Source organism: Bradyrhizobium sp. AZCC 2230 (assembly GCF_036924495.1).
Classification (GTDB): domain Bacteria; phylum Pseudomonadota; class Alphaproteobacteria; order Rhizobiales; family Xanthobacteraceae; genus Bradyrhizobium; species Bradyrhizobium rifense.
In genome coordinates, this window is record NZ_JAZHRS010000001.1 from 1,856,950 (window position 1) to 1,880,680 (window position 23,731).

The following is a 23,731-nucleotide window of genomic DNA, read 5'->3' on the forward strand; positions in this document are numbered from 1 at the left end:
CAGCATCGCATCAATTCACCGCCCTGCGTCGCCCTACCCCCGCCCGAACTCATCACCGCGAAACTGCCGGCCGATCTGGTCGAGCACCGCGTTGACCATGCCGGTCTCCTCGCGGTCGACGAAGGCATTGGCGACGTCGACATATTCGGAGACCACGACGCGGCCCGGCACATCCTTGCGGTGCTCCAGTTCGTAAGCCCCTGCCCGCAACACCGCGCGCAGGATCGCCTCGATCCGCTTCAAGGGCCAGCCCTTCGACAGCGCCTCGTCGATCAGAGGATCGAGCTTCTTCTGGTCGCGCACGACGCCGGAGACGACGTCGCGAAAGAACGCGGCTTCCGCCGGCAAATAGGTGTCGCCCTCGACCTCGTTGCCAAGCCAGTGGCTCTCGAACTCGGCAAAGATGTCGTTGATGCCGGCGCCAGCGATGTCCATCTGGTACAGCGCCTGGACGGCGGCGAGCCGTGCCGCACCGCGTCGGTTCGCTTTCTTCTCCGCAGGTCCCGCCGGTTTCCTGGTGTCAGCCGTTTTCTTAGGATCAGCCATGGCTCAGGCCCGCGCCATGCGGCGTTTGATGCGCAGCATCGCGATCGCGGCGCGCGCGGCATCGCCGCCCTTGTTGAGCTCGCTGGCGCGCGCCCGCGCCCAGGCCTGGTCCTCATTGTTGACGGTGAGGATGCCATTGCCGAGCGGCAGCTTGCGCGCCACCGCAAGATCCATCAGCGCGCGCGAGGATTCCTGCGAAACGATCTCGAAATGGATGGTATCGCCGCGGATCACGCAGCCAAGCGCAATCACCGCGTCATAGGGCTTGCCATTGGCCGCAGCCGCGTCGACCGCGATCGCGATCGCCGCCGGGATCTCCAGCGCGCCGGGAACCGTGATGACGTCATGGGTCAGGCCGGCCGCCTTCAGCTCGGTGACCGCGCCGTCCAGAAGCGCGTCCTGGAGATCGTCATAGAACCGCGCCTCGACAATCAGCGCACGCGCGCCGAAAATGTCGGTCTGGTCCTTCAGGGGTGCGCGCCGCGCGTCTGCCATCGTCTCAATCCGTTTCGTGAAGTCGTCGCTTGAAGTCGTCTCTTGGGTCGGCGCGTTATGTAGTCGCCGCAGGCGGGTAAGCCAAGTTTTAAACCGTCATTTCCGTCAGCCGCGCCGCATAGCGGGCCATCAAATCGACCTCGATATTGACCTCAGTCCCCGCCTTCCAGCCGCCGATCGTCGTGACATCAAGCGTATGCGGGATGATCAGCACCGAAAAGGTCACGTCCCTCACCGTATTAACCGTCAGCGAGACGCCGTCGAGCGTAATCGAGCCCTTGGTGGCGATGAACCGCGCCAGCTCCCGCGTGGTGGAGAGCTCGAACCTTGCCATGTCGGGCAGGTCCTCGCGGCTGACGATGGTTGCGATGCCATCGGCATGGCCGGCGACGATGTGACCGCCGAGTTCGTCGCCGATCTTGAGCGCGCGCTCGAGATTGAGCCGCGTACCGAGCTTCCAGTGCTTTGCCGTCGTCAGCGCCAGCGTCTCGGCCGCCGCATCGACGTCATACCAGGTTTTGTCGCCTGCGACGCCGGAAGCAACCACGGTCAGGCACACGCCGTTGCTGGCGATCGAGGCGCCGTCGGCAATGGTGGTCTGATCATAGCTGCAGGCGATGCGCAGCCGGTGCAGCTGCCCCTGCGCCACAGGCTTGAAGCTGACGATCTCGCCGATATCGGTGACAATGCCGGTGAACATGTTAGGCGCGCTCGTAGATGGTGAGAGTATCGTGATCGAATGTCTCGCTAGCATGAACCTTGTAGACCTGCGACTGCGTGATTTTCGACAGGGGCAATGCATCGAGCGCATCGACGCCGCCGGCCCCGACCTCTTCCGCTCCGCGGAACAGCCAGATTTCGTCGACGAGGTCGGCGGCCACGAACGAAGCCGCAACGCGGCTGCCACCCTCGACCATCAGCCGCGTGATGCCCTTCTCGGCCAGCGCATGCAGCACGGCCGGAAGATCGAGCCCGGATGCACCGTTAGGCGGCATGCGCATGATTTGCGCACCGGCCGCGCCGAGGCGGGTTGCGGCTGCCGCTTCCGCCAGTTCGGAAGCGATCACCCGGAGCGGCGTCTCGCGCGCGGTACGAACTAGTTGGCTTGATGCGGGAATACGGAGGCTCTGGTCGAGCACCACGCGGACCGGCGAGCGCGCTTCCATGCCCGGCAGACGGCAATTGAGCTGCGGATCATCCGCCAGCACCGTGCCGATGCCGACCAGGATGGCGTCGCCCGAGGCGCGCAGGAGATGCACGCGATTGCGCACGGCTTCGCCCGTAATCGCGATCGGCTTGCCGCCGGCAGCGCCAATCTTGCCGTCGGGCGAGACCGCGAGCTTCAGGATGACGTGCGGGCGGTGATCGCGGATGCGGCGGAAATGACCGGCGTGGTCGAACGCGGCCTCCGCCGCGCACAGACCCACATCCACCGTGATGCCGGCCGCGCGCAACCGCGCATGGCCCTGCCCTGCGACTTCCGGATTGGGATCCTCGATCGCCGCCACCACCCGCTTGATGCCGGCGGCGATCACAGCGTCGGCGCAAGGCGGCGACTTGCCGAAATGCGAGCAGGGCTCGAGCGTGACATAGAGCGTGGCACCCCGCGCTGCCTCGCCAGCGCGCCGCAACGCCTCAGGCTCGGCATGCGGGCGCCCCCCGGGCTGCGTCCAGCCACGGCCGACGATCACGCCGTCCTTGACGATGACGGCACCGACGGCCGGATTGGGCCAGGTCCGCCCCTGCCCGCGCCGCCCGAGCGACAGCGCAAGCTGCATGAAGCGGCGATCGGAATCCTTGGTCTCGCGGATCTTCTGGGCGAACTGATCCTCCAGGATGCGGAAGATCATTTGCGGATCGCGGCGAGCCGCGCTTCCTCCTCACCGGAGAGCTCGCCGAGCACGTCGGCGAAATCCTTGGCCTCGCGGAAATTGCGATAGACCGAGGCGAAGCGCACGTAGGCGACGTCGTCGAGCGTACGCAGATGCTCCATCACGGTCTCGCCGATCACCTCGGAGGAGATCTCGGCCTCACCTCCGGTCTCGAGCTCGCGCACGATGGTGGAGACCATCTTCTCCACCCGCTCCGGCTCGACCGGCCGCTTGCGCAGACTGATCGACACCGAACGCATCAGCTTGTCGCGGTCGAACGGCACACGGCGGCCGTTGCGCTTGATCACCGTGAGCTCGCGCAACTGCACGCGCTCGAAGGTGGTGAAGCGGAATTCGCAGGCGACGCACACGCGCCGCCTGCGGATGACCGAGGAATCCTCGGTCGGACGCGAGTCCTTTACCTGCGTATCGAGACTGTTGCAGTTCGGGCAGCGCATCCGTTTACCTTGACCAGTTTACTTGGACCTTACTGATAGATCGGGAACCGATCGGTGAGCGCCTTGACCCGTTCCTTGATCGCGGCCTCGACCAGCGGCGCCTTGCCGTCGTCGGACTGCGCGATCGCGTTGAGGACCTCGGCGATCATGCCGCCGACCTGCTGGAATTCGGCGACGCCGAAACCACGGGTCGTCGCCGCAGGCGTGCCGAGACGCAGGCCCGAGGTGACGAACGGCTTTTCGGGGTCGAACGGAATGCCGTTCTTGTTGCAGGTGATGGCGGCGCGGACCAGCGCCTTCTCCGAGACGTTGCCCTTCAGGCCCTTCGGCCGGAGGTCAACCAGCATCAGATGGTTATCGGTACCGCCGGAGACAATATCGAAGCCATGGCTCTTCAGCGTCTCGGCCAGTGCCTTGGCGTTTTCGACGACGTTCTTCGCATAGACCTTGAAGTCCGGACGCAGCGCTTCGCCAAAGGCGACCGCCTTGGCCGCGATCACATGCATCAGCGGGCCGCCCTGCAGGCCAGGGAAGATCGCCGAGTTGAGCTTCTTGGCGAGCACCTCGTCATTGCTGAGGATCAGGCCGCCGCGCGGACCGCGCAGCGATTTGTGCGTGGTGGTGGTGGTGACGTGGGCATGCGGCACCGGCGAGGCATGCACGCCGCCGGCGACGAGGCCCGCGAAGTGCGCCATGTCGACCAGCAGATACGCGCCGACCGAGTCCGCGATCTCGCGGAAGCGCTTGAAGTCCCAGGCGCGCGAATAGGCCGAGCCGCCGGCAACGATCAGCTTCGGCTTGACCTCTTCGGCCTGCTTGGCAACCGCGTCCATGTCGATGATCTGGTCCTCGCGGCGCACGGTGTAGTGCGCAGCCTTGAACCATTTGCCGCTCATGTTGACGGGCGAGCCGTGGGTGAGATGGCCGCCGGCCGCGAGGTCGAGACCCATGAAGGTGTCGCCGGGCTGGAGCAGCGCCAGGAACACCGCCTGGTTCATCTGGCTGCCCGAGTTCGGCTGCACGTTGGCGAAGTTGGCGCCGAACAGCCTCTTGGCGCGGTCGATCGCGAGGTTCTCGGCGACGTCGACCCATTCACAACCGCCGTAGTAGCGCGCGCCCGGATAACCCTCCGCGTATTTGTTGGTCATCACCGAACCCTGCGCTTCCAGCACGGCCCGGCTGACGATGTTCTCGGAGGCGATCAGCTCGACTTCATGGCGCTGCCGGCCGAGCTCGCCCTTGATGGCGGCGGCGATTTCCGGGTCGGCCTGCTCGAGCGAGGCGGTGAAAAACGAATCGGGCGCAGAGGCGGTTTTGGCGAAGGTCATCTTGCGAATATCTCCACCGCCGCAGCCTTTTGGCGGGCTACGGGCGGGTCTGGTGTGGTGATCGGAAGCGGCGAGCGCGATCTACCACATTGCCCGCCCCCGGCCAAGTGGTTGCGGGTCGGGCCTGATATTTATGCAAGATATGGTGGGGATTGAAGGATCGTGGGGGTTGGACCGCTCTCTGGAATCGTCCCGATCCGATCATCCCAGAAGAGCCCGCTTCGGACCCAAATGGCGCCCCTGCGCCGGCCGAAATCCCCCTACAGCCCGGTATACCCCGCCTTCACCGGGTCCACGCTGCCGTCGAGCTGGCGCAGATAGGTCAGGCCGCACACCGTCAACCTGTGGGTGTCCTTCTCGCCGGCTTCCATCAAGATGTTGAGGTAGTTCGTCACCTTGGCCCGCGCCTCTGCGCTCGCCGCGGAGGTGCGGTTGGCGAGCAGGTCATAGGTCTGCATGATGCGGTCGATGGCGGCTTCCATGGCACCCTCTGTTTCTCTGGGATTTTGGGAGTCTTGATCAGGCGGCTCGGGCACCGGACTGCGCCTCGAACCTGACAATGGCCTTGTTGGCCAGTCTGATCTTGTTGAATTCGCCGCGCTGGAGCAGCTTGATGATGATCTCGAGCAGGCGCTCATTGGTGACGAGCGTGTCGGGGATCGCGCCGGAACGACGGAGATAATTCGCGGCGATCGCATAGGCATCGCTCACGAGCTCGACGTTCACAGCCTGCAACCCGCGTTCGACCAGCATCGCATCCTCCGATCGGAGAGATAACCGCGAGGCCGGGAACTGGTTCCCCCGCGCTGTCGATTTTTTTCGCAACCGCGAGATGACAAAACGCACCGGTCCGGGCAGAAGCCGGGCCGGCGCGCTTGGGGAAGTCCAGGCACGTTTGGCAGACACTTTCGGGAAGGCTTGCCGGTCTTGTTGTGGCCGGCTTGGCCAAATCCCTTCGAAAGCTCAGAGCCGATACAGGATCTGGTCGGTCCAGAACCGCTCGAGGCGGTGCAGCGACTTGTTGAGGGTCGAGAACTCCTCGCCGGAGATGCCGCCGACCTGTTCAACGGTCTTGACGTGCTTCTGGTAGAGGCTGTCGACGATGCGGCGGACTTCCTGGCCCTGCGGCGTCAGGCGGATGCGCACCGAGCGGCGATCAACGCGCGAGCGCTGATGATCGAGGAAGCCGAGCTCGACGAGCTTCTTCAGATTGTAGGAGACGTTGGAGCCGAGATAGTAACCGCGCGTGCGCAGCTCGCCCGCGGTCAGCTCCTTGTCGCCGATGTTATAGAGCAGGAGCGCCTGCACGGAATTGATGTCGGCGCGGCCACGACGATCGAACTCGTCCTTGATCACGTCGAGGAGACGGCGATGCAGCCGCTCCACCAGAGTCAATGCTTCCAGATAGAGCGACTGCACCGAACCCTGCGGGCCCGAAACGCGCTCTGCGGTATCTGCCGCAGTTGCGACGGCTTTCATCATGACACTTCCCCTGTTGTCGTTTTTATCGACACTTATTCGACGAAACTTGTGTCCCGTCTGATAGGTGCAACTTAAGGGGGGCGTTTGAAGATCGGCTTAAATAAGAGAATAAAGAGATCATGAATTTAAGACAGTGAATTGCGGATTAAGCCTGTGTCACAAGGGCTTTTCGCAACCGTCTGTTGACCCTCGCAAGGTCCTGTTCACCCTCCGTGCACACCGATTGTCGCATTCCAGAACAGCCCCGCCCCGTTTCGAAACGCACGCGTAAGAGCTGTGGCGGATATCGCGAGGTCAATGAAAAGTTACCTCGAATTTTACGCAAGGAGTGGTCAACCAACCGCGCGTGAAACCACGCGTGTCCCGGAGCTGAACAGATCGTACAAGATGCCAGTGCGCCTATGGCGGCCGTTCGCGCGCGGCCATCCAGGCGAGCGCGAGATACGCGGCGAGCATGAAGGCCTCGACGCCGACCACAACGAGGCTGCCGCCATAGATGCCGGGAAACATCAGCTCGATCACCGCCATCGAGACCACGGTCGTGAGCCACACCACCGCGCCCCAGGGCGTGGCGAGCCAGAGGCCGACGGCGGCGACGAGCTCGATCACGGCGAAGTAGATGGTCGAGGCCTGCCAGGCCATCGACTGGTTCTCGAACGCCTCGTCCTCGCCGCCGGCAAAGCCCGTCACCTGCGCCCAGTGATAGAGGCCCTTGAGGATCGACAGCAGCGCCATCACCCGCAGGAACAGCACCAGCCGGCGCGTCCAGACATTGTCGTCGGACTCGGGCCGCTCCGACGAGATCGCCGCCACCGACATCGCATTGTCGCGGGCGCTGTCTCTGACGGCGTCCCTGGCATTGGCGCCGTCGCGGGCCGCATCGCGGGTGGAGATCTCGGACATGGCCCCCTTCTGGCTCGTTCGCCCCGCAAAATCAATCGGCAGCGCATATCGGTTCAATTCTGCCTTGCGGCAGATCAAGCCGCGGTGACGGGAACCATGCGAGCTGGTATAAGAATAATTCCAGCCGGAGGAAGAGTGATGGCGATCAAATACGGACGTCCGATCGAACTGCGCGAGGTTTCGCGCGGGACTGCCGCGGGAGCCTCCCCTGCCCTCGATCTGACCATCCGCCCGCGCCGCAACCGCAAGGCCGAATGGGCCCGGCGGATGGTGCGCGAGAACGTGCTCACCACCGACGATCTGATCTGGCCGCTGTTTTTGATCGACGGCAACAACAAGCGCGAGCAGATCGCCTCGATGCCCGGCGTCGAGCGCCTCAGCGTCGACCAGGCCGTGCGTGAGGCCGAGCGCGCCATGAAGCTCACCATCCCCTGCATCGCGCTGTTTCCCTACACCGACCCGTCCCTGCGCGACGAAGTGGGATCGGAGGCCTGCAACCCGAACAATCTGGTTTGCCAGGCGGTGCGCGCGATCAAGAAGGAGTTTCCTGAAATCGGCGTTCTCTGCGACGTCGCGCTCGATCCTTTCACCAGCCACGGCCATGACGGGCTGATCGCCGATGGCGCAATCCTGAACGACGAGACCGTCGCCGTGCTGGTGCGCCAGGCGCTGGTGCAGGCCGAGGCCGGCTGCGACATCATCGCGCCCTCCGACATGATGGATGGCCGCGTCGCCGCGATCCGCGAAGGCCTCGACCACGCCGGCCTGCTCGACGTGCAGATCATGGCCTATGCGGCCAAGTACGCCTCTGCCTTCTACGGCCCGTTCCGCGACGCCATCGGCTCGGCCAAGACGCTGACCGGCGACAAGCGCACCTACCAGATGGACAGCGCCAACACCGACGAGGCACTGCGCGAGGTCGAGCTCGACATCTCCGAAGGCGCCGACATGGTGATGGTGAAGCCCGGCATGCCCTATCTCGACGTGGTCCGCCGCGTGAAGGACACGTTTGCGATGCCGACCTTCGCCTACCAGGTCTCCGGCGAATACGCGATGATCGCAGCCGCCGCCAACAACGGCTGGCTCGACGGCGACCGTGCGATGATGGAGAGCCTGCTCGCCTTCAAGCGCGCCGGCGCCGACGGCGTGCTGAGCTATTTCGCGCCAAAGGCTGCGGAGAAGCTGAAGACGCAGGGGTAGGTGCCGTAGGGTTGGGCAAAGCGCAAGCGTGCCCACCATTCGGTAGCGATGGCGACAAATCGTGGGCACGGCGCTGACGCGCCTTTGCCCACCCTTGTAGCTGCGCAAGCCGCCGTCCCCCGCCCCCGAATCGCCGGAATATTTCGGCTTGTTAACCCCTGCGCACCCTTGGCAGGGGATTAGCCTGTTCCCATGTCCTGCCACGGGAGTTTTCCCTGGGAGGACCGACGATGTCTTATGACTCGGGTAGTTCAGGCGCCTGGCGCAGTGATGGCGCTGCTCACGCCTACGATCCCTATTTGCATCCGGAACTGTTCCGCGGTGTCGCGACGCGGCGGGTGTTCGCGTTCCTGATCGACATGGTCGTGATCTCCGTTCCCGTCATCCTCGGCTACATCTTCATCGCGGTATTCGGCGTGGTGACGCTCGGCATCGGCTGGGCGCTGTTCTGGCTGGCCTGGCCGGCCTCCGTGGTCTGGGCCATCGTCTATTACGGCGCCTGCATCGGCGGCCCCTCGTCCGCGACGATCGGGATGCGGGTCATGGATCTTGAGTTGCGCACCTGGTACGGCGCGCCCGGCTACTTTGTCCTCGGCGCCACCCATGCCGTGCTGTTCTGGGTGACCGTCTCGTTCCTGTCGCCGTTCGTCGTGCTGGTCGGCCTGTTCAACGGCCGCCGGCGGCTGCTCCAGGATTTCGTGCTGGGAACGGTTGTGATCAACAATTCCGTTCGGGCGCCCGTGCCCCAGGCGGCAAGGACCTACTAACCAGGACCCGCTAGGCTGACTGATCTGATCTGCCAAGCGGACCGATTGACCGGGGGCTTTCGTAGCGCGATGCTGATACTCAGTTTGGAGGCCCACGACGTCCCTTGACCCAGCACTCGCGCGACACCCCACAATTTTACCTCACGGCGCCGTCCCCCTGCCCGTATCTGCCGGGGCGGCATGAGCGCAAGGTGTTCACGCACCTCGTGGGTGAGCGCGCCGGCGACCTCAACGACCTCCTGACCCATGGCGGGTTCCGCCGCAGCCAGTCGATCGCTTACCGGCCGGCCTGTGACCAGTGCCGGGCCTGCGTCTCGGTCCGCGTGGTCGCCAACGAGTTCCGCCCGTCCCGCAACTTCCGCAAGGTGATGGCGCGCAATTCCGACATCATCGGCGAGCAGCGCAGCGCGGTACCGACCTCCGAGCAATATTCGGTGTTTCGTGCCTATCTCGACGCCCGCCACCGCCATGGCGGCATGGCCGACATGACGGTGCTCGACTACGCCATGATGGTCGAGGACAGCCATGTCGAGACCCGCATCATCGAATACCGCAAGCGCGGTCCCGACAGCGGCATCACCGGCCGTGGCGAGGAGCTGATCGCGGTCGCGCTCACCGACGTGCTCAGCGACGGCCTGTCGATGGTCTATTCGTTCTTCGAGCCTGGCCAGGTCAGCCGCTCGATGGGCACCTTCATGATCCTCGACCACATCGCACGTGCGCGTCGCCAGGGCCTGCCCTACGTCTATCTCGGCTACTGGATCGAGGGCTCCAAGAAGATGGACTACAAGGCCCGCTTCCTGCCGCAGCAACGCCTCGCGCCCTCAGGCTGGCTGCGCATCGACGCACAAGGTGATGTGGCGTCCGAGCCGCAGGATTAGCGCTCTCACCCGAACAGCGTATCCACCAGCAGCTTCACGTTCAAAATCACGATCACGCCCGCAACGATCCACGCGGTCGTAGCAACGTATGGTGCAATCGCGAACTGCCCCATCTTGCGGCGGTCGGAGACGAAACGAACCAGCGGGATCACGGCGAAAGGCAGCTGCATCGACAGCACGACCTGGCTGAACACCAGCAGATCCGCGGTGCCGCGCTCGCCATAGATCGCGGTGACGACGATCACCGGAATGATGGCGATGCCGCGCGTGACCAGGCGGCGCGCCCAGCTCGGCAGGCGCAGGTCGAGGAAGCCTTCCATCACGATCTGGCCGGCGAGCGTCGCCGTCACCGTCGAGTTCAGGCCCGAGGCGAGCAGCGCAATTGCAAACAGCGTCGAGGCGATGCCGAGGCCGAGCAAGGGCGAGAGCAGCTCAAAGGCCTGGCCGATCTCGGCGACGTCGGAATGGCCGCTCTTGTGGAACGTCGCGGCGGCGACGACCAGGATTGCGGCGTTGATGAACAGCGCCAGCATCAGCGCGATGGTGGAATCCGTCGTCGCCCATTTGATCGCTTCGCGCCGGCCCTCGTCGTTGCGCGCATAGGCGCGCGTCTGCACGATCGAGGAATGCAAATAGAGATTATGCGGCATCACCGTCGCGCCGATGATACCGATCGCGATGTAGAGCATCTCGGAATTGGTGAAGATCTCGGTCTTCGGCACAAAACCGTGCAGGACCTCCGCGATCGGCGGCGCTGCGGCCACGATCTGGACTGCGAAGCACACCGCGATCACCGCAAGCAGTGCCATGACGAAGGCTTCGAGGAAGCGGAAGCCGCGATTCATCAGAACGAGCAGCAGGAAGGCATCGAGCGCGGCAATCAGCGCACCGCCGACCAGGGGAATGCCGAACAGCAGTTTCAGCGCAATCGCAGTGCCGATGACCTCGGCGAGATCGCAGGCGATGATCGCCGCTTCGCAGGCCAACCAGAGCAGGAAATTCACCGCAGGCGAATATGTCGCGCGGCAGGCCTGCGCGAGATCGCGGTCGGTGACGATGCCGAGCCGTGCTGCCAGCGCCTGGAGCAGGATCGCCATCAAGTTCGAGAGCAGGATGACCGAGAGCAGCGTGTAGCCGAACTTGGATCCACCGGCGAGGTCGGTCGCCCAGTTGCCGGGGTCCATGTAGCCGACCGAGACCATGTAGCCGGGGCCGACAAAGGCCAGCAGCCGCCGCCACCATGCCCCCGCTGCGGGGATGGCGACCGTGCCATTCACCTCAGCCAGGCTCTTGGTGGTGGGCGCATCAGCGCGCCAACCGGCGGCGTCAGTGGTCAGGTCGGGCGATCGGGCATCCATGCTGGCACAATACCGGAGTCGAGCCTTATTGCAACTCATTTGCAACTGCATCTAGCCGCATCGGTTCCCAGCGGCTGCCCCGTTTTGCCCAGTCCTGTCGGGAAGCGGGTGGGTTTGGCCATCCCCGAGGCCGATACTGGCGCCAATCCGACTTTGCAGGAAATGAGCCATGTCCAATCCGCCCCGCCTCCCCGAAACCTTCAACCGCCTCGCCTGGTCCAACCTCGCGGCACAGTCGGCCGAACAGATCGCGCTGGCCGCGGCTCCCATCGTCGCTGTGCTGACCTTGGGCGTGGCCGAAGGCCAGACCGGCCTGCTCCAGACCGCCCTCACTTTGCCGTTCGTCCTGTTCGCCATTCCGGCCGGTCTGCTTGCCGACCGCATCTCGCGCCGCTCGCTGATGGCGGGGGCCGAGGCACTGCGCGCGGTGGCGCTCGGAGCAATCGTGCTGCTGCTCGCGCTCGGCGCGCTCAATCTACCGCTGCTGGCGCTGCTCGGCTTTGCCGCCGTGTGCGGCACCGTCGTCTACAGCGTGGCCGCGCCGGCGCTGGTGCCTTCGCTGGTGAGCGCGGAGCTGTTGCCGGCTGCGAATGCCCGGATCGAGCTCGCCCGCACCATCGCCTTTGCAAGCGGGCCTGCGCTCGGCGGCGCGCTGGTCGGCTGGTGGGGCGCAAGCCTTGCCTTCGGCTTTGCCGCCGCACTCTCGGCGATCGCCGTCGTGCTGCTCTCCGGCATCTACGAGCCGGCGCGCACGCCTGCGCCGCGACGTCATCCGTTCCAGGACGTCCGTGAAGGCGCGGCCTTCGTGTTCCACCATCCGCTGTTGCGGCCGGTATTCGTCACGCAGTTCATTTTCAACACCGGCTGGTTCCTGCAGATCGCGGTGTTCGTGCCTTACGCCGTGCGTCATCTCGGCCTGACCGCCGCCGGTGTCGGCGCCGTGCTGACGATGTACGGCGTCGGTATGGTGATCGGCGCGCTGTTCGCCACGCGCGTGATGAAACGCATCGCGTTCGGCATCGTGGTCGGCCTCGGCCCGGTGACCGGCTTCGTCGCTGCTGTCGTGATGGCGCTGACGGTGCTGGTGCCCTCACCGTGGCTTGCGGGTCTCAGCTTCTTCCTGCTCGGCGTCGGGCCGATCCTGTGGGTGATCTCGACCACGACCTTGCGCCAATCGGTGACGCCGCCGCGGCTGCTCGGGCGCGTGTCAGCGATCAACATCATGAGCTACGGCGCCCGCCCGCTCGGCTCGGCGCTCGGAGCCATCGTCGGCGGCCTCTACAGTGCGGAAGCGTGCCTCTACCTCGCCGCAGCCGTGTTCGGCGTGCAGGCGCTGATGATCTGGTTGTCACCGGCGGTGGCGCTGGATCGGCAGCCGGCCATGGTGGGGGACGAAGTGGCGGCGCGGTGCTAGCGATTCCACTGGCGTCGTCCTGGCGAAAGCCAGGACCCATTACCCCAGGGAGAAGTTTGGCGAAGGTCGGCAACTACGGGTTTTCGCAAAACTACGGATGGTGGCTATGGGTCCTGGCTTTCGCCAGGACGACATCGGGGCGAGGCAGTCGGGCTAGTTCGCCAGATACCGCTCGTAGCTCCCGGTCACCGGCTCGCTCGCATCGACCTCGGGATCGAGCGTGTAGAGATCCTGCGCGCGACCGATGCCGCGGAGTGCGTAGCGGCCGGTGGAGACGAGGTAGCGGCGGCCGGCGGCGTCGAGACCCTTGTAGAATTCGGCTGACGCCAGCAGCTCACGATCGACCGAGCGGCTCATCGAGGCGATGCGGCTGACCTCGTTGACGGTCGGGCCGACCACGGTGAAATCGAGCCGGTCCTCGCTGCCGATATTTCCGTAAAAGACCTCGCCGACATGCAGGCCGATATAGGCCGAGGTCGTCGGGCGCCCGTCGGCCTCGCGCCGCAGGTTCAGCGAAGCGACATTCTGGCGGAACAGGTGCTCGGCGCGCAGTGCGGCGCGGCGGGCATCGGCCATGTCCTCGCCGGTGAACATCGCCAGCACGCCGTCCCCGATCAGCTTCAGCACGTCGCCGCCCGCCTCGTGGATCGCGTCGATCACGGCCTGGGCATAGTCGTTCAGGAACGGGATGATCTCGTCGGGGCCGATGCTCTCGCTGATCCCGGTCGAGCCGCGCAAATCCGAATACCAGAGCACGGCGTTGATCCGCTCGGTGACGCCGCGCGAGATGCGCCCGCCCAGCACCTGTTCGGAGGCGCCGCGGCCGAGATAGACCCGCCCCAGCGTGCGCGCGATATCGACCTGCTGCGCCGATTTGACCGCAAGCCCCAGCACAGGCACGAGATCGCGCAGGGCCTCCAGCTCGGCTTCGCCAAAACCTTCATTGCGCCGCGTGGTCCAGCAGGAATAGAGGCAATCCATCAAGCCGAGCGCGCCGTTCTCGCCGAAGCGATGCACGAAGGCGAGATAATGCTTGTGGCCCTTCTCGGCGAGCTCGCCGATCTGCGAGAAATCCAGCGACGGCGCATCGGCCAGGTCGATCACCATCTCGTCGTGGCCGTGCTCGAGCATGTGGAAGAACACCGAGCGACGCCAATTCTTGGCGGCGTCGCCTTCGGCGGTCGAACGATATTCGAGCACGTCGCTCTCATTGCTGGCCCGGTCGCTCCAGCGGAAGGCGCGGCCCTCATAGATCGGATGCAGCGTGTCGATGACGACGAGCCCGCGCGAGAGTTCCAGCCCTTCGGCGCGGCAGCGCTCGCAGAAGCCTCGCAGCAGCTCGTTTTCGGGAAGGCCGGTGAGGCCCTGACCGGTCAGCCAGTTCATCAGCGCAAGGCGCGAGGTCAATTGCATACGCCATTATGGCGTGCATTCGTGACGAGCGAAAGGCCGGGCACAATCAAGGCTCCCGCCGGCAGCAGGTCGAATATGCCCCGGACGCTGTTGACGCGCGCGCGCCTCGGGCCGCAAATGCAAATGATGACACCGACGACCAGACATACGGCGACATGAGCCAGCGCCAGCTTCCCATCATCCTGGCGCTCGGCACGACGCAGACCCTGGCCTGGGCCTCGAGCTACTATTTGCCGGCACTGTTGGCTGATCCGATGGCGCACGACCTCGGCATCTCCACCAACTGGATCTTTGGCGCGTTCTCGGCCTCGCTGGTGATCTCGGCGATGCTGGGACCGCGCATCGGCCGCCAGATCGATCTCGTCGGCGGCCGGCAGGTGCTGTCGGCCTCGAACCTGACCCTTGCCGCCGGCCTCGTGCTGCTTGGGTTCTCGCAATCCGTTCCGGTGATGGCATTCGCCTGGCTCGTGCTCGGCATCGGCATGGCGATGGGGCTCTATGACGCCGCCTTCGCCGCGCTCGGCCGCATCTACGGCACGAACGCCCGCGGCTCGATCACCGGCATCACGCTGATGGCGGGCTTCGCCTCGACCGTCGGCTGGCCGCTGACCGCCTGGGGGCTCGCTCATTTTGGCTGGCGCGATACGTGTTTCGCCTGGGCTGCCGCCAACATCCTGATCGGCCTGCCGCTCAATTTCTTCATGCTGCCGGCGATCAAGGGCGCGAAGCAGGCCGCGGCAACGGCGGAGAAGCCGCACGTCCCGCTCGACCGGACCATGATCCTGCTCGCCTTCGTGTTCGCTGCGGTGTGGACCGTCACTGGCGCCATGGCCGTGCATTTCCCACGCATCCTCGAGGCAACCGGCGCCACGCATGTCGAGGCGATCGCAGCCGGCGCGTTGATCGGCCCGGCGCAGGTGATCGCGCGCATTCTCGAAGCGAGCGTTCTCTCCCGCTTCCATCCGCTGTGGTCGACGCGGCTCGCCTGCCTCACCCACCCGATTGGAGCCGCCGTCGTCGCCATCTTCGGCGCGCCTGCCGCAAGCGCCTTTGCGCTGCTGCACGGCTCCGGCAATGGCATTTTGACGATCGCGCGCGGAACCTTGCCGCTCTCGATCTTCGGCCCGAAAGACTTTGGTTATCGGCTCGGCATCATCGGCGCGCCGGCACGGATGGCGCAGGCGGTGGCGCCGCTGGCCTTCGGCCTGCTCATCGACGTCATGGGCGCAAAAGTGCTGATGGTCTCGTCCGCGCTCAGCCTGTCGGCGCTGGCCGCGCTGTTCCTGATCCGCGCAGCGCCGCGGCCGGATTGACCCTGCCACCGCTTTCGCGCACAAGCGCAGCCATGACCGAAGACAAAAGCCCACCCCGCACCTTCAAAGGCCTGCTGCGCTGGGCCATGACGCCGCCGCAGGCCTGGGGCGTCTATCTCCTCGCCATCATGCTGGTCTGGCTACTCTCGTTCTATGCCGGCACGCTGAAGCCGAAGAAGACGCCGGATGCGAGCCCGCCGACGGCCACCGCGCCGAAAAGCTAGGCCGGCTTCGGCTGGCTGGTCGCGATCCAGATCCCGGCGAATACGGCAACCAGCCCGATCAGGAGATTCGGCGCGATCGGCTCGCCGATCAGCAGCGCCGCCAGCAAGGTCGCCGCGATCGGATTGACCGTCATCGTATTGGCAACACGCGTTGGCGTCGCGCGCGCCAGCGCCATGACCCACAGGATGAAGGCGAGCGCGCCGCCGCCGGCGCCGAGATAGATCCCCGCAATCCACTGCGCCGTCGTGAAATGGTCGAGCGCGGCAAAGCTTCCCTTCGCAAGACCCACGATCACCAGCACCGCAGCACCCGCGCCCATGCCGACCGTGAGAAAGCCGAGCGCGCTGGAGCGCTGCATCAGCGGCCGCGACAGCGCGTTGTAGAACGCCATGCAGAACACCGCGCCGGTCATGATCAGCTCGCCGCGCCAGGAACCCGGCGGGCTCTGGGCCAGCCCCACGGCAAGCGCCGCGGCCACGCCGAGCACGGCGATGCCCACGCCGATGATCTTGCGCGCCGTCAGCCGTTCCACGCCAAGCATCGCGCCGACGACCATGGTATGGAGCGGCAGCGTCGCCAGCGCGAGACTGGCGCGCGCGGCGGTCGTGTAAGAGACTGCGATATTATAGAGGATGAAGAACAGGCCGAAGAAGCAGACGCCGAGCGCCATCACCGCCGGCCAGTCGGACCGCTGCGGCCAGCGAATGCGAAGCAGCAGCGCGCACGGCAGCAGGCAGAGGAAACCGATCCCCCAGCGCAGGATCGCCAGCATGACCGGATCGGCGCCGACGACGAGATAGCGCGTGATCGCAGCCGCGGTGCCGCCAATGCTGCTCGACGCGAGCGCAATCGCGACCCCGAGCCACTCCCCCAATATCGCCTCCCGTTCCGGAGCCTTTGGAGGCGCCTAGCACAGCCCTGCTGCCACTATGGTGGCAACAGGGCCGCCGGCGAGACTAGTCATAAAACTCCGGCGACATTTTCTGGCTGTCGCGCTGGGCCTTGTCGTGGTTGATCCAGAGCTGCCCCTTCTCCTTGTCGAGCGTGTCGGCGATCTTCTGCATCGAGGCGACCGACTGGTCCTTGCTGACGTTGTTGACGGGAACGCGCCGGTTCTCCCAATTGCTCTTGAAGTGGGCGGCATCACCAGACAGCACAACCGCCCCGGTCTTCGGCAATTTCACCAGCAGCGACTGGTGCCCCGGCGTATGACCGGGCGTCGAGAGAATGGTGATGCTGCCGTCGCCGAACACATCCTTGTCGCCGGTGAGCAGCTCGACCGGATGCGACGGCTTGAAGCGTGGCTCGTTGTTCGCACCCGGCCAGTCATATTCGGCCTTCTGCACGTAGAGCGTCGCCTGCGGGAACATCTCGACATTGCCGATGTGATCGGGGTGCGTATGCGAGACGCCCATTGCCTTGATGTCGGCGGGCTTGACGCCGATCTGCTCGAGCTGGGCTGCGAGCGTCTTCGGCCGCTTCCAGGTCACAGCCTTGGGATCAGCCGGCGCAAGTCCGTTCGGCATCGCGGCGACCGCGTCGGGGATGCCGGTGTCCCACAGGAACCAGCCCTGGCTGTGCTTGATGAGATAGCAGGTGTCGACGAAATCCATCGACTGACCTTCGTTCACCCCGGGCGACCAGCGCCCGATATCGCCGGCAACCCCCTCCCCGCAATTCATGATGTAGAGTTTCTCGACACCCAGCTTCTGCGCGAACGCCGCCTGGGCGGACAGCGCGAATGCGGCAACGGCGAGCGCGAGCGTAATTTTGCGTGTCATCCCTTGATCCTTCCCTGCAGCGCCTTCTTGCTGCGACCGAGGATCAACCCCGCTCCCGCCGCAGAATTCCACTTCCACCCAGCCACAACAGGCTGCCAAAGCCTATCTTTCTAACGTTCCATTCCAGTGAAACCGGCGATTGACAGCGTGGCGCGGTTTCGCTGTAATCAGCGCCATGGGGATTTGAGCGATCTCCCCACGAGGCGACATGCCCAAGTATCGCGTCCCGTTTGCTTTATGCGAGGACGCATCATGTCTGGTTTCACGACCATATCATCTGACAAATTGGCGCGCCTGATCGGCACGGCCAATGCCCCTGCCCTGATCGACGTCCGCACGGACGAAGATTTTGCCGCCGACCGGCGGTTGATCCCCGGCTCGATCAAGCTCAGCCACGAGACCGTTGCGGAATGGGGCGGCGAATTTGCCGGCCGCCGGGCCGTCGTCTCGTGCTTCCGCGGCGAGAAACTCGCCCAGGGTACGGCGGCCTGGCTCCGCCAGCTCGGCGCCGAGGCCGAAACGCTGGAAGGTGGCTTCGAGGGCTGGAAGGAAGCGAAGCTGCCGCTGCTCGACACCCGCAAGCTGCCGCCGCGCGACACCAAGGGACGCACCGTCTGGGTGACGCGGGCGCGGCCGAAGGTGGACCGTATCGCCTGCCCCTGGCTGATCCGCCGCTTCGTCGATCCCAACGCGGTGTTTTTGTTTGTCGCGCCATCCGAAGTGATCGCCGTCGGCGAACGATTCAACGCCGCGCCGTTCGACATCGAGAACGTGTTCTGGAGCCACCGCGGTGAACTCTGCACCTTCGACGTGATGATCGAGGAGTTCGGCATCGCGACGCCGGCACTGCTGCGGCTTGCCACGCTGGTGCGCGGTGCCGACACAGCGCGGCCTGATCTCGCACCGGAAGCGCCCGGCCTGCTCGCGGCGTCGCTCGGATTGTCGCGGATGTACGATGACGATCTCGAACAGCTCGAGGCCGGCATGCTGCTCTACGACGCCTTCTATCGCTGGTGCCGCGACGCCACCGGCGAGACCCACAATTGGCCGACCAACAAGGTGAAGGCGTGATGGATATCCGTAATGCCCAAGCAGAAGCTGATGCCGGTCACGGCATCAGCTTCGGTGAAGCATTCCGCGTCTGGCTGCGGGTCGCCTGTCTGAGTTTTGGCGGGCCAGCGGGCCAGATCGCGGTGATGCACCGCATCCTGGTCGAAGAGAAGAACTGGATCTCCGAGGGCCGCTTCTTGCATGCGCTGAACTACTGCATGCTCTTGCCGGGCCCGGAGGCGCAGCAACTCGCGACCTATGTCGGCTGGCTGATGCATCGCACCGCTGGCGGACTGATGGCAGGCGGGCTGTTTATCCTGCCCGGCATCATCGCCATCATGGGCCTGAGCTACATCTACGCGGCCTACGGCAATGTCAGCTTCGTCGAGGCGCTGTTCTTCGGCCTGAAGGCCGCCGTGCTCGCCATCGTCATCGAGGCCGTCTTCCGCGTCGGCAAGCGTGCGCTGAAGAACCGCATCATGATCGCGCTCGCCGCGATCGCTTTCGTCGCGATCTTCTTCTTTGCCGTCCCGTTCCCGATCATCATCATCGCCGCCGGCGTGATCGGCTATGCCGGCGCACGCGCCGGCCGGCCGGAATTCGCGCCCGCCGGTCACGGCCATGGCGGCAGCGGTGCCGTGATCGACAGCATGCTCGGCGAAGCCGTGCCCGAGCACGTCCGCCCCAACACCGCGCGCGCGATCCGGACCGCGGCGCTGTGGCTGGCGCTCTGGCTCGTGCCGGTGATCGCGCTGCTTTTGGTCCTCGGACAAGCCAGCGTGTTCAGCCAGATCGCCCTGTTCTTCTCGAAGATGGCGCTGGTCACCTTCGGCGGCGCCTATGCGGTGCTGGCCTATGTCGCCCAGCAGGCGGTCGAGCATTATCACTGGCTGAAGCCGCACGAGATGCTCGACGGCCTCGGCATGGCCGAGACCACGCCGGGACCGCTGATCATGGTGCTTCAGTTCGTGGGCTTCATGGCCGCCTATCGTGATCCAAGCGGACTGTCGCCGATGCTGGCGGCAATGCTCGGCGGCCTGCTCGCGACCTGGGTCACGTTCACGCCCTGCTTCCTCTGGATCTTCGTCGGCGGCCCCTATATCGAGCGCCTGCGCGGCAACACCGGGCTTGCCGGCGCGCTCGGCGCCATCACGGCTGCCGTCGTCGGCGTGATCCTCAACCTCTCGATCTGGTTCGCACTCCACACCCTGTTCCGCGAGACCGTGCCGGTGCACGCCTTCCCGCTGAACTTCGACAGGCCGGTGCTGACGAGCGTCGATATTCCCGCGCTGGTGCTGTCGATCGCGGCCGCGACCGCGATCTTCCGGTTCAAGCTGGGTATGCTGACGGTGCTGGCCGGCAGCTGCGCGGCGGGCGTGGCGTTGCGGATGGCGGGGGTGATTTAGGGCGTGTACTCTTTAGCGCTAAACGTCAACTGAGCTACTCCGAGGGATTAGATCGAATGCGTTCGCTCGCCGTCATTGCACTTGTAACCGCCTTTCCGACCGTCGCATCTGCGGAGTTCAAAATTTGCTTTGACAAAAGCGTCTTCGCATGGCTTCGGACGTGAGCACACGCCAGCTCCCGAAGTCCCAGCGGAGACGTGCGCGGACGAACAAGTCGTGTGGTCCTGACGCCCGGGGTCTGTGCGTCAAGTCCTGTGGTGATGCGGGTAGCCCAACCGGGCCCGCGCATCAGTCATCCGCAGAGCGACGGGGGCGATAGTGCATCGCTCCCCGGGGAGAGCACGAAGGACACGTTAAAACCATTGCGCAGGGAAGGCCGGGCGACCGGCAACACCTGTGGTCCACCCCGTGTGCATTTCTATGGCCCACGGACCTGCGGGTGCCAGCCGGCGCCCGGCCTTCCCTGCGCCCTCGTCTTGGCAAGGGCGTTTGCGAGAGACAAGACTCGAGCGAAAGCGCCGCGAGATTACAATGGTGTGTCTGCTGTTTGAAATGTAGAGTGGAAAGCGACGGCTGCGCCACTGGCTCCGTCATTGCGAGCGCAGCGAAGCAATCCAGACTGCCCCCGCGGAAAGATTCTGGATTGCTTCGCTCCGCTCGCAATGACGAGATGGGCGGGTATGCCCAGGCCGAACTACCGCATCATCATCCGCGCGATCGCTTCCCCAATCACCACCGTCGTGAAGTGGGTGTTGGCGCGGCAGTCGGACGGCATGATCGAGGCGTCGGCGACGCGCAGGCCTGAGATGCCCTTCACCGTGCCATCAGGATTGACCACGCCATCGGCGTCATTGACGCCGGTCATGCGACAACTGCCGGCGGCGTGCTGGATGTCTCCGGTCTCACGGCGCAGCAGCGCGTCGAGCTCGTGATCCGGCAGTGCTGCGGCCTGCGGCAGCGTCAGATCGGTGTCGGTGAGCCTGATCCAGTCGGCAATGCCCGCGAGCGCCGGCTGGGACGTGATCACGGCCAGCCGCTTCACAGCATCCATCATGCGCAGCATGTCGCGGGGATCGGCGAGCATGTTTTCCTCCACGATCGGATCGACGGATGGATCGGTCGAAGCCAGCTTGAGCGTGCCACGCGAATAGGCGTTGAACAGGCCGGCGCCGATCGCTCCGGGCACGCCGATGCCGCGGTGGTTGAACGCGATCAGGATCATATCGCGCTTGCCGCCGTTGGCGAGGCCGGAGGAATAGGTCACGCAGCAATTGGTGTGGCGGGTGTCAGGATCGGTCGGCCGCAGATTTTCGTGGAGCTGGATCGTGGCGCGAAACAGCGGGTGGTCGAAGAAGTGCCGGCCCACCGGCAGATCGCGCTCGACCGCGATCCCCATCGCCTTCAACTCCTCCGCCGGCCCGACGCCCGACCGCAGCAGGATCGCCGGACTGTGGATGGCACCGGCGCACAGCACGATCTGGCGTGCGCTGATCTCGCTGGTGCCCTGCCCCTCGGTGTGAACGCGCAGACCAGTCGCCCTTCCGTCGCTGATCAGAACGCGATCGACCAGCGTCTTGCCGCGGATCTCAAGATTAGCGCGGCCGCGCGCGGGCTCCAGATATCCTTCATTGGTGGTGATACGGCGGCCGTCGCGGCTGTTGATGGGATAGCAGGCGACGCCCTCGCCATCAGGTCCATTGACGTCGGTGCACCAGGGATAGCCGCTCGCCAGTGCGGCATCGCGCAGGCCGCGATCGATCGGGCCCCATTTTTCCGGCGGCGCGCGATACACCGGCAACGGTCCGCCGCGTCCATGGTCTGCGGCGTCGCCGAACTCAAAGTCGTCCTCGATCACGGAGAACAGCGGCATCACCTCCTTCGCCGACCAGCCGGTGCAACCATTCGCCGCCCATTCGTCGAAGGCGTCCGCGACGCCGCGAATGGCGATCTGTCCATTCATCATCGACGAGCCGCCGAGCCCCTTGCCGCGCCAGTAGAAGCGCGGCTCCTGCCCTGCCACACGGCGCGTCAGGAGATCCGGCCACTGCCATTTCTCCTGATATTCGCGCTTGTGGATGATCGGGATCGGATTCGGCGTTCGCACTTCCCAGGGCGCGTCATCAGCGCGCCAGTCGAGGCCGGCTTCGAGCAGCAGCACGCGCCGTGCGGGATCTTCGGAGAGCCTTGCGGCAACAGCGGCGCCGGCCGAGCCGCCGCCGACAACAATGACATCGTACATCGCGTTACTTCTCAACGTTCCAGAACACCGGGATGGCGGACGGTATCAGACCGCGCAAGGTGGCGCGATAGGCGGCGGGCTGCGCGAACTGGCCCCACGGGATCGCGGGCGCCTGATCGTACATGACGCTCTGAATCTCCCCGGCGATCCTCTTGCGATCCGCCTCGGCGGGCGCCTTGGCAAAGGCTTCCATCAAAGGCGTGATGCGCGCATCGCACTGCCAGCCGGTGAAGTCGGCACAGTTGAAGGCGACCATGACATTGGTCAGCGGCGAGCCGAGATCAAAACCGCCGGCGTGGACGCCATAGACGCTCCAGCCTTCCTTCTTGGCGCGGCGCGCCAGCACACTCGCCCAATCCATCACCTGAAGATCGACGTTGAAGCCGGCCGCCTTGAGCCGCTCGGCCAGCACCTGCGCCGAGACGCGCGGGGCTTCGAGATCGTTCGCCTCCATCACGACCACCGGCTCGCCGGCATATTTCGTCGCCTTCAGCGCCGCCTTCGCCGCTTCGATCGACGGATTGGCGGCGGCTTCAATGCCGGCCTTGCTCTCATAGGTGGTGCCGCAGGTGAAGAACGTCGCGCAAGGCGTGGCGTATTTGGCATCGAGCCCGAGTGCATCCAGCACTTCGCGCTGATCGACCAGCTTCCACAGCACGCGCCGGATCGCAGGATCGTCGAACGGTTTTGATGCGGCATTGAGGCGGTAGGCGCCCGCGAACATGTTGCCGCCGGTGAAATTGACGAGCTTGACGCGAGCGTTCTTCTCGAGCTGCGGCAACAGATCGAACGGCGCATACTGCATGAAGTCGATTTCGCCGGCCTGCAGCGCGGAAGCCGCCGTCGAACCATCGGGAATGACGCGGATCTCGAGCGTATCGATGTTGACGCGCTTGCCGCCGGCAAGGAAGTCGGCGGGCTCGGGTCGCGGCACGTAGTCGGCGAACTTCTTCAGGATCATGCGATCGCCGGTGCGGTGATCGGCCTTGCTGTAGACGAACGGGCCGGAGCCGATGATCTCGGTGATGCGCTGGTCGCCGGGCGTCTTGGCAACGCGCTCGGGCATCATGAAGGCGACGGGGCTGACGGGATTGCCGAGCGCGTCGATGACGAGGCCGGACGGCTCCTTCAGCGTCAACACGAAGGTTTTTGCATCGGTCGGCTCCAGCGAGGCCGTGATCGCAAAAATGCGACGGCCGAGCGCGCTGCGCGTGCCCCAGCGACGCAGCGACGCGACACAATCGGCCGCGGTGACCGGCTGGCCGTCATGCCACTTCAGGCCGTCGCGCAGCGTGAATGTGTAGGTCAAACCGTCGGCTGAGACCTTCCAGTCCTGCACCATCTGCGGCTTGACGTCGCCCTTGGAATCCTTCGCGAACAGCGTGTCGAACACCATGTAGCCGAAGGTGCGCGAAATATAGGCCGTGGAGAAATGCGGATCGAGCGTGACGATCTCCGCCTCGAGCACCGCGACGAGATTGCCTGCGGCGTGCGCCGGCGCCGCGACGAGCGCCAAGCCGAACAGCGCTGGAATGAACGACTTCAGCTTGAACATTGGTTTCTTTTTGCCTTTTGACGAAGCGTTTGCACTCGCCAGGAAA

24 protein-coding genes are annotated in these 23,731 nt (G+C 65.1%); 8 read left to right on the forward strand and 16 right to left on the reverse strand.

Going from position 1 to position 23,731, the window contains the following annotated elements:
* Nucleotides 1-33 precede the first annotated feature (33 nt).
* The 10 genes from nusB to V1280_RS09020 all read right to left on the reverse strand — a co-directional run bounded on the left by nusB (nt 34) and on the right by V1280_RS09020 (nt 7,083).
* A complete protein-coding gene (gene nusB, locus V1280_RS08975) occupies nt 34-546 on the reverse strand; it encodes a transcription antitermination factor NusB (RefSeq protein WP_334521912.1) in 513 nt (170 codons plus the stop codon).
* Between the two features lie 3 nt (nt 547-549).
* The gene (gene ribH, locus V1280_RS08980; RefSeq protein ID WP_334521916.1) at nt 550-1,041 is read right to left on the reverse strand and encodes a 6,7-dimethyl-8-ribityllumazine synthase; all 492 of its coding nucleotides are present in this window, start codon (nt 1,039-1,041) and stop codon (nt 550-552) included.
* Nucleotides 1,042-1,129: 88 nt separating this feature from the next.
* Nucleotides 1,130-1,741, reverse strand: coding sequence for a riboflavin synthase (locus V1280_RS08985; RefSeq protein WP_334521919.1), 612 nt, complete (start codon nt 1,739-1,741; stop codon nt 1,130-1,132).
* Between the two features lies 1 nt (nt 1,742).
* Nucleotides 1,743-2,891 carry a bifunctional diaminohydroxyphosphoribosylaminopyrimidine deaminase/5-amino-6-(5-phosphoribosylamino)uracil reductase RibD gene (gene ribD, locus V1280_RS08990; RefSeq protein ID WP_334521922.1) on the reverse strand — a complete coding sequence of 383 codons (1,149 nt, stop codon included), beginning with the start codon at nt 2,889-2,891 and terminating at the stop codon, nt 1,743-1,745.
* Entirely contained in the window at nt 2,888-3,370 is a 483-nt protein-coding gene (gene nrdR / locus V1280_RS08995) for a transcriptional regulator NrdR (protein WP_027529969.1), read from the reverse strand. Before nrdR ends, ribD begins: the two co-directional genes overlap by 4 nt.
* A 29-nt stretch (nt 3,371-3,399) precedes the next feature.
* Nucleotides 3,400-4,698, reverse strand: coding sequence for a serine hydroxymethyltransferase (glyA, locus tag V1280_RS09000; RefSeq protein ID WP_234683818.1), 1,299 nt, complete (start codon nt 4,696-4,698; stop codon nt 3,400-3,402).
* Nucleotides 4,699-4,958: 260 nt separating this feature from the next.
* Nucleotides 4,959-5,180 carry a hypothetical protein gene (locus V1280_RS09005; RefSeq protein WP_334521929.1) on the reverse strand — a complete coding sequence of 74 codons (222 nt, stop codon included), beginning with the start codon at nt 5,178-5,180 and terminating at the stop codon, nt 4,959-4,961.
* Between the two features lie 37 nt (nt 5,181-5,217).
* Nucleotides 5,218-5,451 carry a hypothetical protein gene (locus tag V1280_RS09010; RefSeq protein ID WP_334521931.1) on the reverse strand — a complete coding sequence of 78 codons (234 nt, stop codon included), beginning with the start codon at nt 5,449-5,451 and terminating at the stop codon, nt 5,218-5,220.
* Between the two features lie 210 nt (nt 5,452-5,661).
* The gene (gene ldtR / locus V1280_RS09015) at nt 5,662-6,180 is read right to left on the reverse strand and encodes a transcriptional regulator LdtR (protein WP_027529973.1); all 519 of its coding nucleotides are present in this window, start codon (nt 6,178-6,180) and stop codon (nt 5,662-5,664) included.
* Nucleotides 6,181-6,579: 399 nt separating this feature from the next.
* Nucleotides 6,580-7,083 carry a DUF6163 family protein gene (locus V1280_RS09020; RefSeq protein ID WP_334521935.1) on the reverse strand — a complete coding sequence of 168 codons (504 nt, stop codon included), beginning with the start codon at nt 7,081-7,083 and terminating at the stop codon, nt 6,580-6,582.
* A gap of 138 nt (nt 7,084-7,221) precedes the next feature.
* Between V1280_RS09020 and hemB the strand changes: the two genes are divergently transcribed.
* From hemB to V1280_RS09035, 3 genes are all read left to right on the forward strand, one after another.
* Nucleotides 7,222-8,283, forward strand: coding sequence for a porphobilinogen synthase (hemB, locus tag V1280_RS09025; protein WP_334521938.1), 1,062 nt, complete (start codon nt 7,222-7,224; stop codon nt 8,281-8,283).
* 230 nt (nt 8,284-8,513) lie between these two features.
* Nucleotides 8,514-9,050, forward strand: coding sequence for an RDD family protein (locus V1280_RS09030; protein ID WP_334521941.1), 537 nt, complete (start codon nt 8,514-8,516; stop codon nt 9,048-9,050).
* A gap of 104 nt (nt 9,051-9,154) precedes the next feature.
* Nucleotides 9,155-9,931: an arginyltransferase gene (locus tag V1280_RS09035; RefSeq protein ID WP_334521943.1), complete on the forward strand. Its 777-nt coding sequence runs from the start codon at nt 9,155-9,157 to the stop codon at nt 9,929-9,931.
* Nucleotides 9,932-9,936: 5 nt separating this feature from the next.
* Here V1280_RS09035 and V1280_RS09040 read toward each other — a convergent pair whose 3' ends face one another.
* Nucleotides 9,937-11,289, reverse strand: a complete 1,353-nt coding sequence (locus tag V1280_RS09040) for an Nramp family divalent metal transporter (RefSeq protein ID WP_334521945.1) — start codon at nt 11,287-11,289, stop codon at nt 9,937-9,939.
* A gap of 169 nt (nt 11,290-11,458) precedes the next feature.
* Here V1280_RS09040 and V1280_RS09045 point away from each other — a divergent pair, with 169 nt between their 5' ends.
* Nucleotides 11,459-12,703, forward strand: a complete 1,245-nt coding sequence (locus tag V1280_RS09045) for an MFS transporter (RefSeq protein WP_334521947.1) — start codon at nt 11,459-11,461, stop codon at nt 12,701-12,703.
* A 153-nt stretch (nt 12,704-12,856) separates the two neighbouring features.
* Here V1280_RS09045 and V1280_RS09050 read toward each other — a convergent pair whose 3' ends face one another.
* Complete coding sequence (locus V1280_RS09050; RefSeq protein WP_334521949.1) at nt 12,857-14,116, reverse strand: adenylate/guanylate cyclase domain-containing protein; 1,260 nt, start codon at nt 14,114-14,116, stop codon at nt 12,857-12,859.
* A 155-nt stretch (nt 14,117-14,271) separates the two neighbouring features.
* On the opposite strand from V1280_RS09050, the gene V1280_RS09055 reads away from it, so the two are divergent.
* Nucleotides 14,272-15,429, forward strand: coding sequence for an MFS transporter (locus V1280_RS09055; RefSeq protein ID WP_334521953.1), 1,158 nt, complete (start codon nt 14,272-14,274; stop codon nt 15,427-15,429).
* Between the two features lie 32 nt (nt 15,430-15,461).
* Nucleotides 15,462-15,653, forward strand: a complete 192-nt coding sequence (locus tag V1280_RS09060) for a hypothetical protein (protein ID WP_334521955.1) — start codon at nt 15,462-15,464, stop codon at nt 15,651-15,653.
* Here V1280_RS09060 and V1280_RS09065 read toward each other — a convergent pair.
* Both V1280_RS09065 and V1280_RS09070 read right to left on the reverse strand, forming a co-directional pair.
* Nucleotides 15,650-16,528, reverse strand: a complete 879-nt coding sequence (locus V1280_RS09065) for a DMT family transporter (protein ID WP_334521958.1) — start codon at nt 16,526-16,528, stop codon at nt 15,650-15,652. The genes V1280_RS09060 and V1280_RS09065 overlap by 4 nt on opposite strands.
* 82 nt (nt 16,529-16,610) lie before the next feature.
* The gene (locus tag V1280_RS09070) at nt 16,611-17,435 is read right to left on the reverse strand and encodes an N-acyl homoserine lactonase family protein (RefSeq protein WP_334521961.1); all 825 of its coding nucleotides are present in this window, start codon (nt 17,433-17,435) and stop codon (nt 16,611-16,613) included.
* A gap of 252 nt (nt 17,436-17,687) precedes the next feature.
* Here V1280_RS09070 and V1280_RS09075 point away from each other — a divergent pair, with 252 nt between their 5' ends.
* Both V1280_RS09075 and chrA read left to right on the forward strand, forming a co-directional pair.
* Nucleotides 17,688-18,506 (forward strand): chromate resistance protein ChrB domain-containing protein, encoded by an 819-nt coding sequence (locus V1280_RS09075; protein WP_334521964.1) that lies wholly within the window; start codon nt 17,688-17,690, stop codon nt 18,504-18,506.
* A complete protein-coding gene (chrA, locus tag V1280_RS09080) occupies nt 18,506-19,891 on the forward strand; it encodes a chromate efflux transporter (RefSeq protein WP_334521967.1) in 1,386 nt (461 codons plus the stop codon). Before V1280_RS09075 ends, chrA begins: the two co-directional genes overlap by 1 nt.
* A 694-nt stretch (nt 19,892-20,585) precedes the next feature.
* On the opposite strand, the gene V1280_RS09085 is transcribed toward chrA, so the two are convergent.
* Together V1280_RS09085 and V1280_RS09090 are read right to left on the reverse strand one after the other, a co-directional pair.
* A complete protein-coding gene (locus V1280_RS09085; RefSeq protein ID WP_334521970.1) occupies nt 20,586-22,130 on the reverse strand; it encodes a GMC family oxidoreductase in 1,545 nt (514 codons plus the stop codon).
* 4 nt (nt 22,131-22,134) lie between these two features.
* Complete coding sequence (locus V1280_RS09090) at nt 22,135-23,685, reverse strand: ABC transporter substrate-binding protein (RefSeq protein WP_334521972.1); 1,551 nt, start codon at nt 23,683-23,685, stop codon at nt 22,135-22,137.
* Between the last annotated feature and the right edge of the window lie 46 nt (nt 23,686-23,731).

Excerpts from the sequence above, each read along its gene's own strand:
- nusB (WP_334521912.1), bottom strand. The coding sequence starts at position 546 with ATGGCTGATCCTAAGAAAACGGCTGACACCAGGAAACCGGCGGGACCT.
- ribH (WP_334521916.1), bottom strand. The coding sequence starts at position 1,041 with ATGGCAGACGCGCGGCGCGCACCCCTGAAGGACCAGACCGACATTTTC.
- V1280_RS08985 (WP_334521919.1), bottom strand. The coding sequence starts at position 1,741 with ATGTTCACCGGCATTGTCACCGATATCGGCGAGATCGTCAGCTTCAAG.
- ribD (WP_334521922.1), bottom strand. The coding sequence starts at position 2,891 with ATGATCTTCCGCATCCTGGAGGATCAGTTCGCCCAGAAGATCCGCGAG.
- nrdR (WP_027529969.1), bottom strand. The coding sequence starts at position 3,370 with ATGCGCTGCCCGAACTGCAACAGTCTCGATACGCAGGTAAAGGACTCG.
- glyA (WP_234683818.1), bottom strand. The coding sequence starts at position 4,698 with ATGACCTTCGCCAAAACCGCCTCTGCGCCCGATTCGTTTTTCACCGCC.
- V1280_RS09005 (WP_334521929.1), bottom strand. The coding sequence starts at position 5,180 with ATGGAAGCCGCCATCGACCGCATCATGCAGACCTATGACCTGCTCGCC.
- V1280_RS09010 (WP_334521931.1), bottom strand. The coding sequence starts at position 5,451 with ATGCTGGTCGAACGCGGGTTGCAGGCTGTGAACGTCGAGCTCGTGAGC.
- ldtR (WP_027529973.1), bottom strand. The coding sequence starts at position 6,180 with ATGATGAAAGCCGTCGCAACTGCGGCAGATACCGCAGAGCGCGTTTCG.
- V1280_RS09020 (WP_334521935.1), bottom strand. The coding sequence starts at position 7,083 with ATGTCCGAGATCTCCACCCGCGATGCGGCCCGCGACGGCGCCAATGCC.
- hemB (WP_334521938.1), top strand. The coding sequence starts at position 7,222 with ATGGCGATCAAATACGGACGTCCGATCGAACTGCGCGAGGTTTCGCGC.
- V1280_RS09030 (WP_334521941.1), top strand. The coding sequence starts at position 8,514 with ATGTCTTATGACTCGGGTAGTTCAGGCGCCTGGCGCAGTGATGGCGCT.
- V1280_RS09040 (WP_334521945.1), bottom strand. The coding sequence starts at position 11,289 with ATGGATGCCCGATCGCCCGACCTGACCACTGACGCCGCCGGTTGGCGC.
- V1280_RS09045 (WP_334521947.1), top strand. The coding sequence starts at position 11,459 with ATGTCCAATCCGCCCCGCCTCCCCGAAACCTTCAACCGCCTCGCCTGG.
- V1280_RS09050 (WP_334521949.1), bottom strand. The coding sequence starts at position 14,116 with ATGCAATTGACCTCGCGCCTTGCGCTGATGAACTGGCTGACCGGTCAG.
- V1280_RS09055 (WP_334521953.1), top strand. The coding sequence starts at position 14,272 with ATGAGCCAGCGCCAGCTTCCCATCATCCTGGCGCTCGGCACGACGCAG.
- V1280_RS09060 (WP_334521955.1), top strand. The coding sequence starts at position 15,462 with ATGACCGAAGACAAAAGCCCACCCCGCACCTTCAAAGGCCTGCTGCGC.
- V1280_RS09070 (WP_334521961.1), bottom strand. The coding sequence starts at position 17,435 with ATGACACGCAAAATTACGCTCGCGCTCGCCGTTGCCGCATTCGCGCTG.
- V1280_RS09075 (WP_334521964.1), top strand. The coding sequence starts at position 17,688 with ATGTCTGGTTTCACGACCATATCATCTGACAAATTGGCGCGCCTGATC.
- chrA (WP_334521967.1), top strand. The coding sequence starts at position 18,506 with ATGGATATCCGTAATGCCCAAGCAGAAGCTGATGCCGGTCACGGCATC.
- V1280_RS09085 (WP_334521970.1), bottom strand. The coding sequence starts at position 22,130 with ATGTACGATGTCATTGTTGTCGGCGGCGGCTCGGCCGGCGCCGCTGTT.
- V1280_RS09090 (WP_334521972.1), bottom strand. The coding sequence starts at position 23,685 with ATGTTCAAGCTGAAGTCGTTCATTCCAGCGCTGTTCGGCTTGGCGCTC.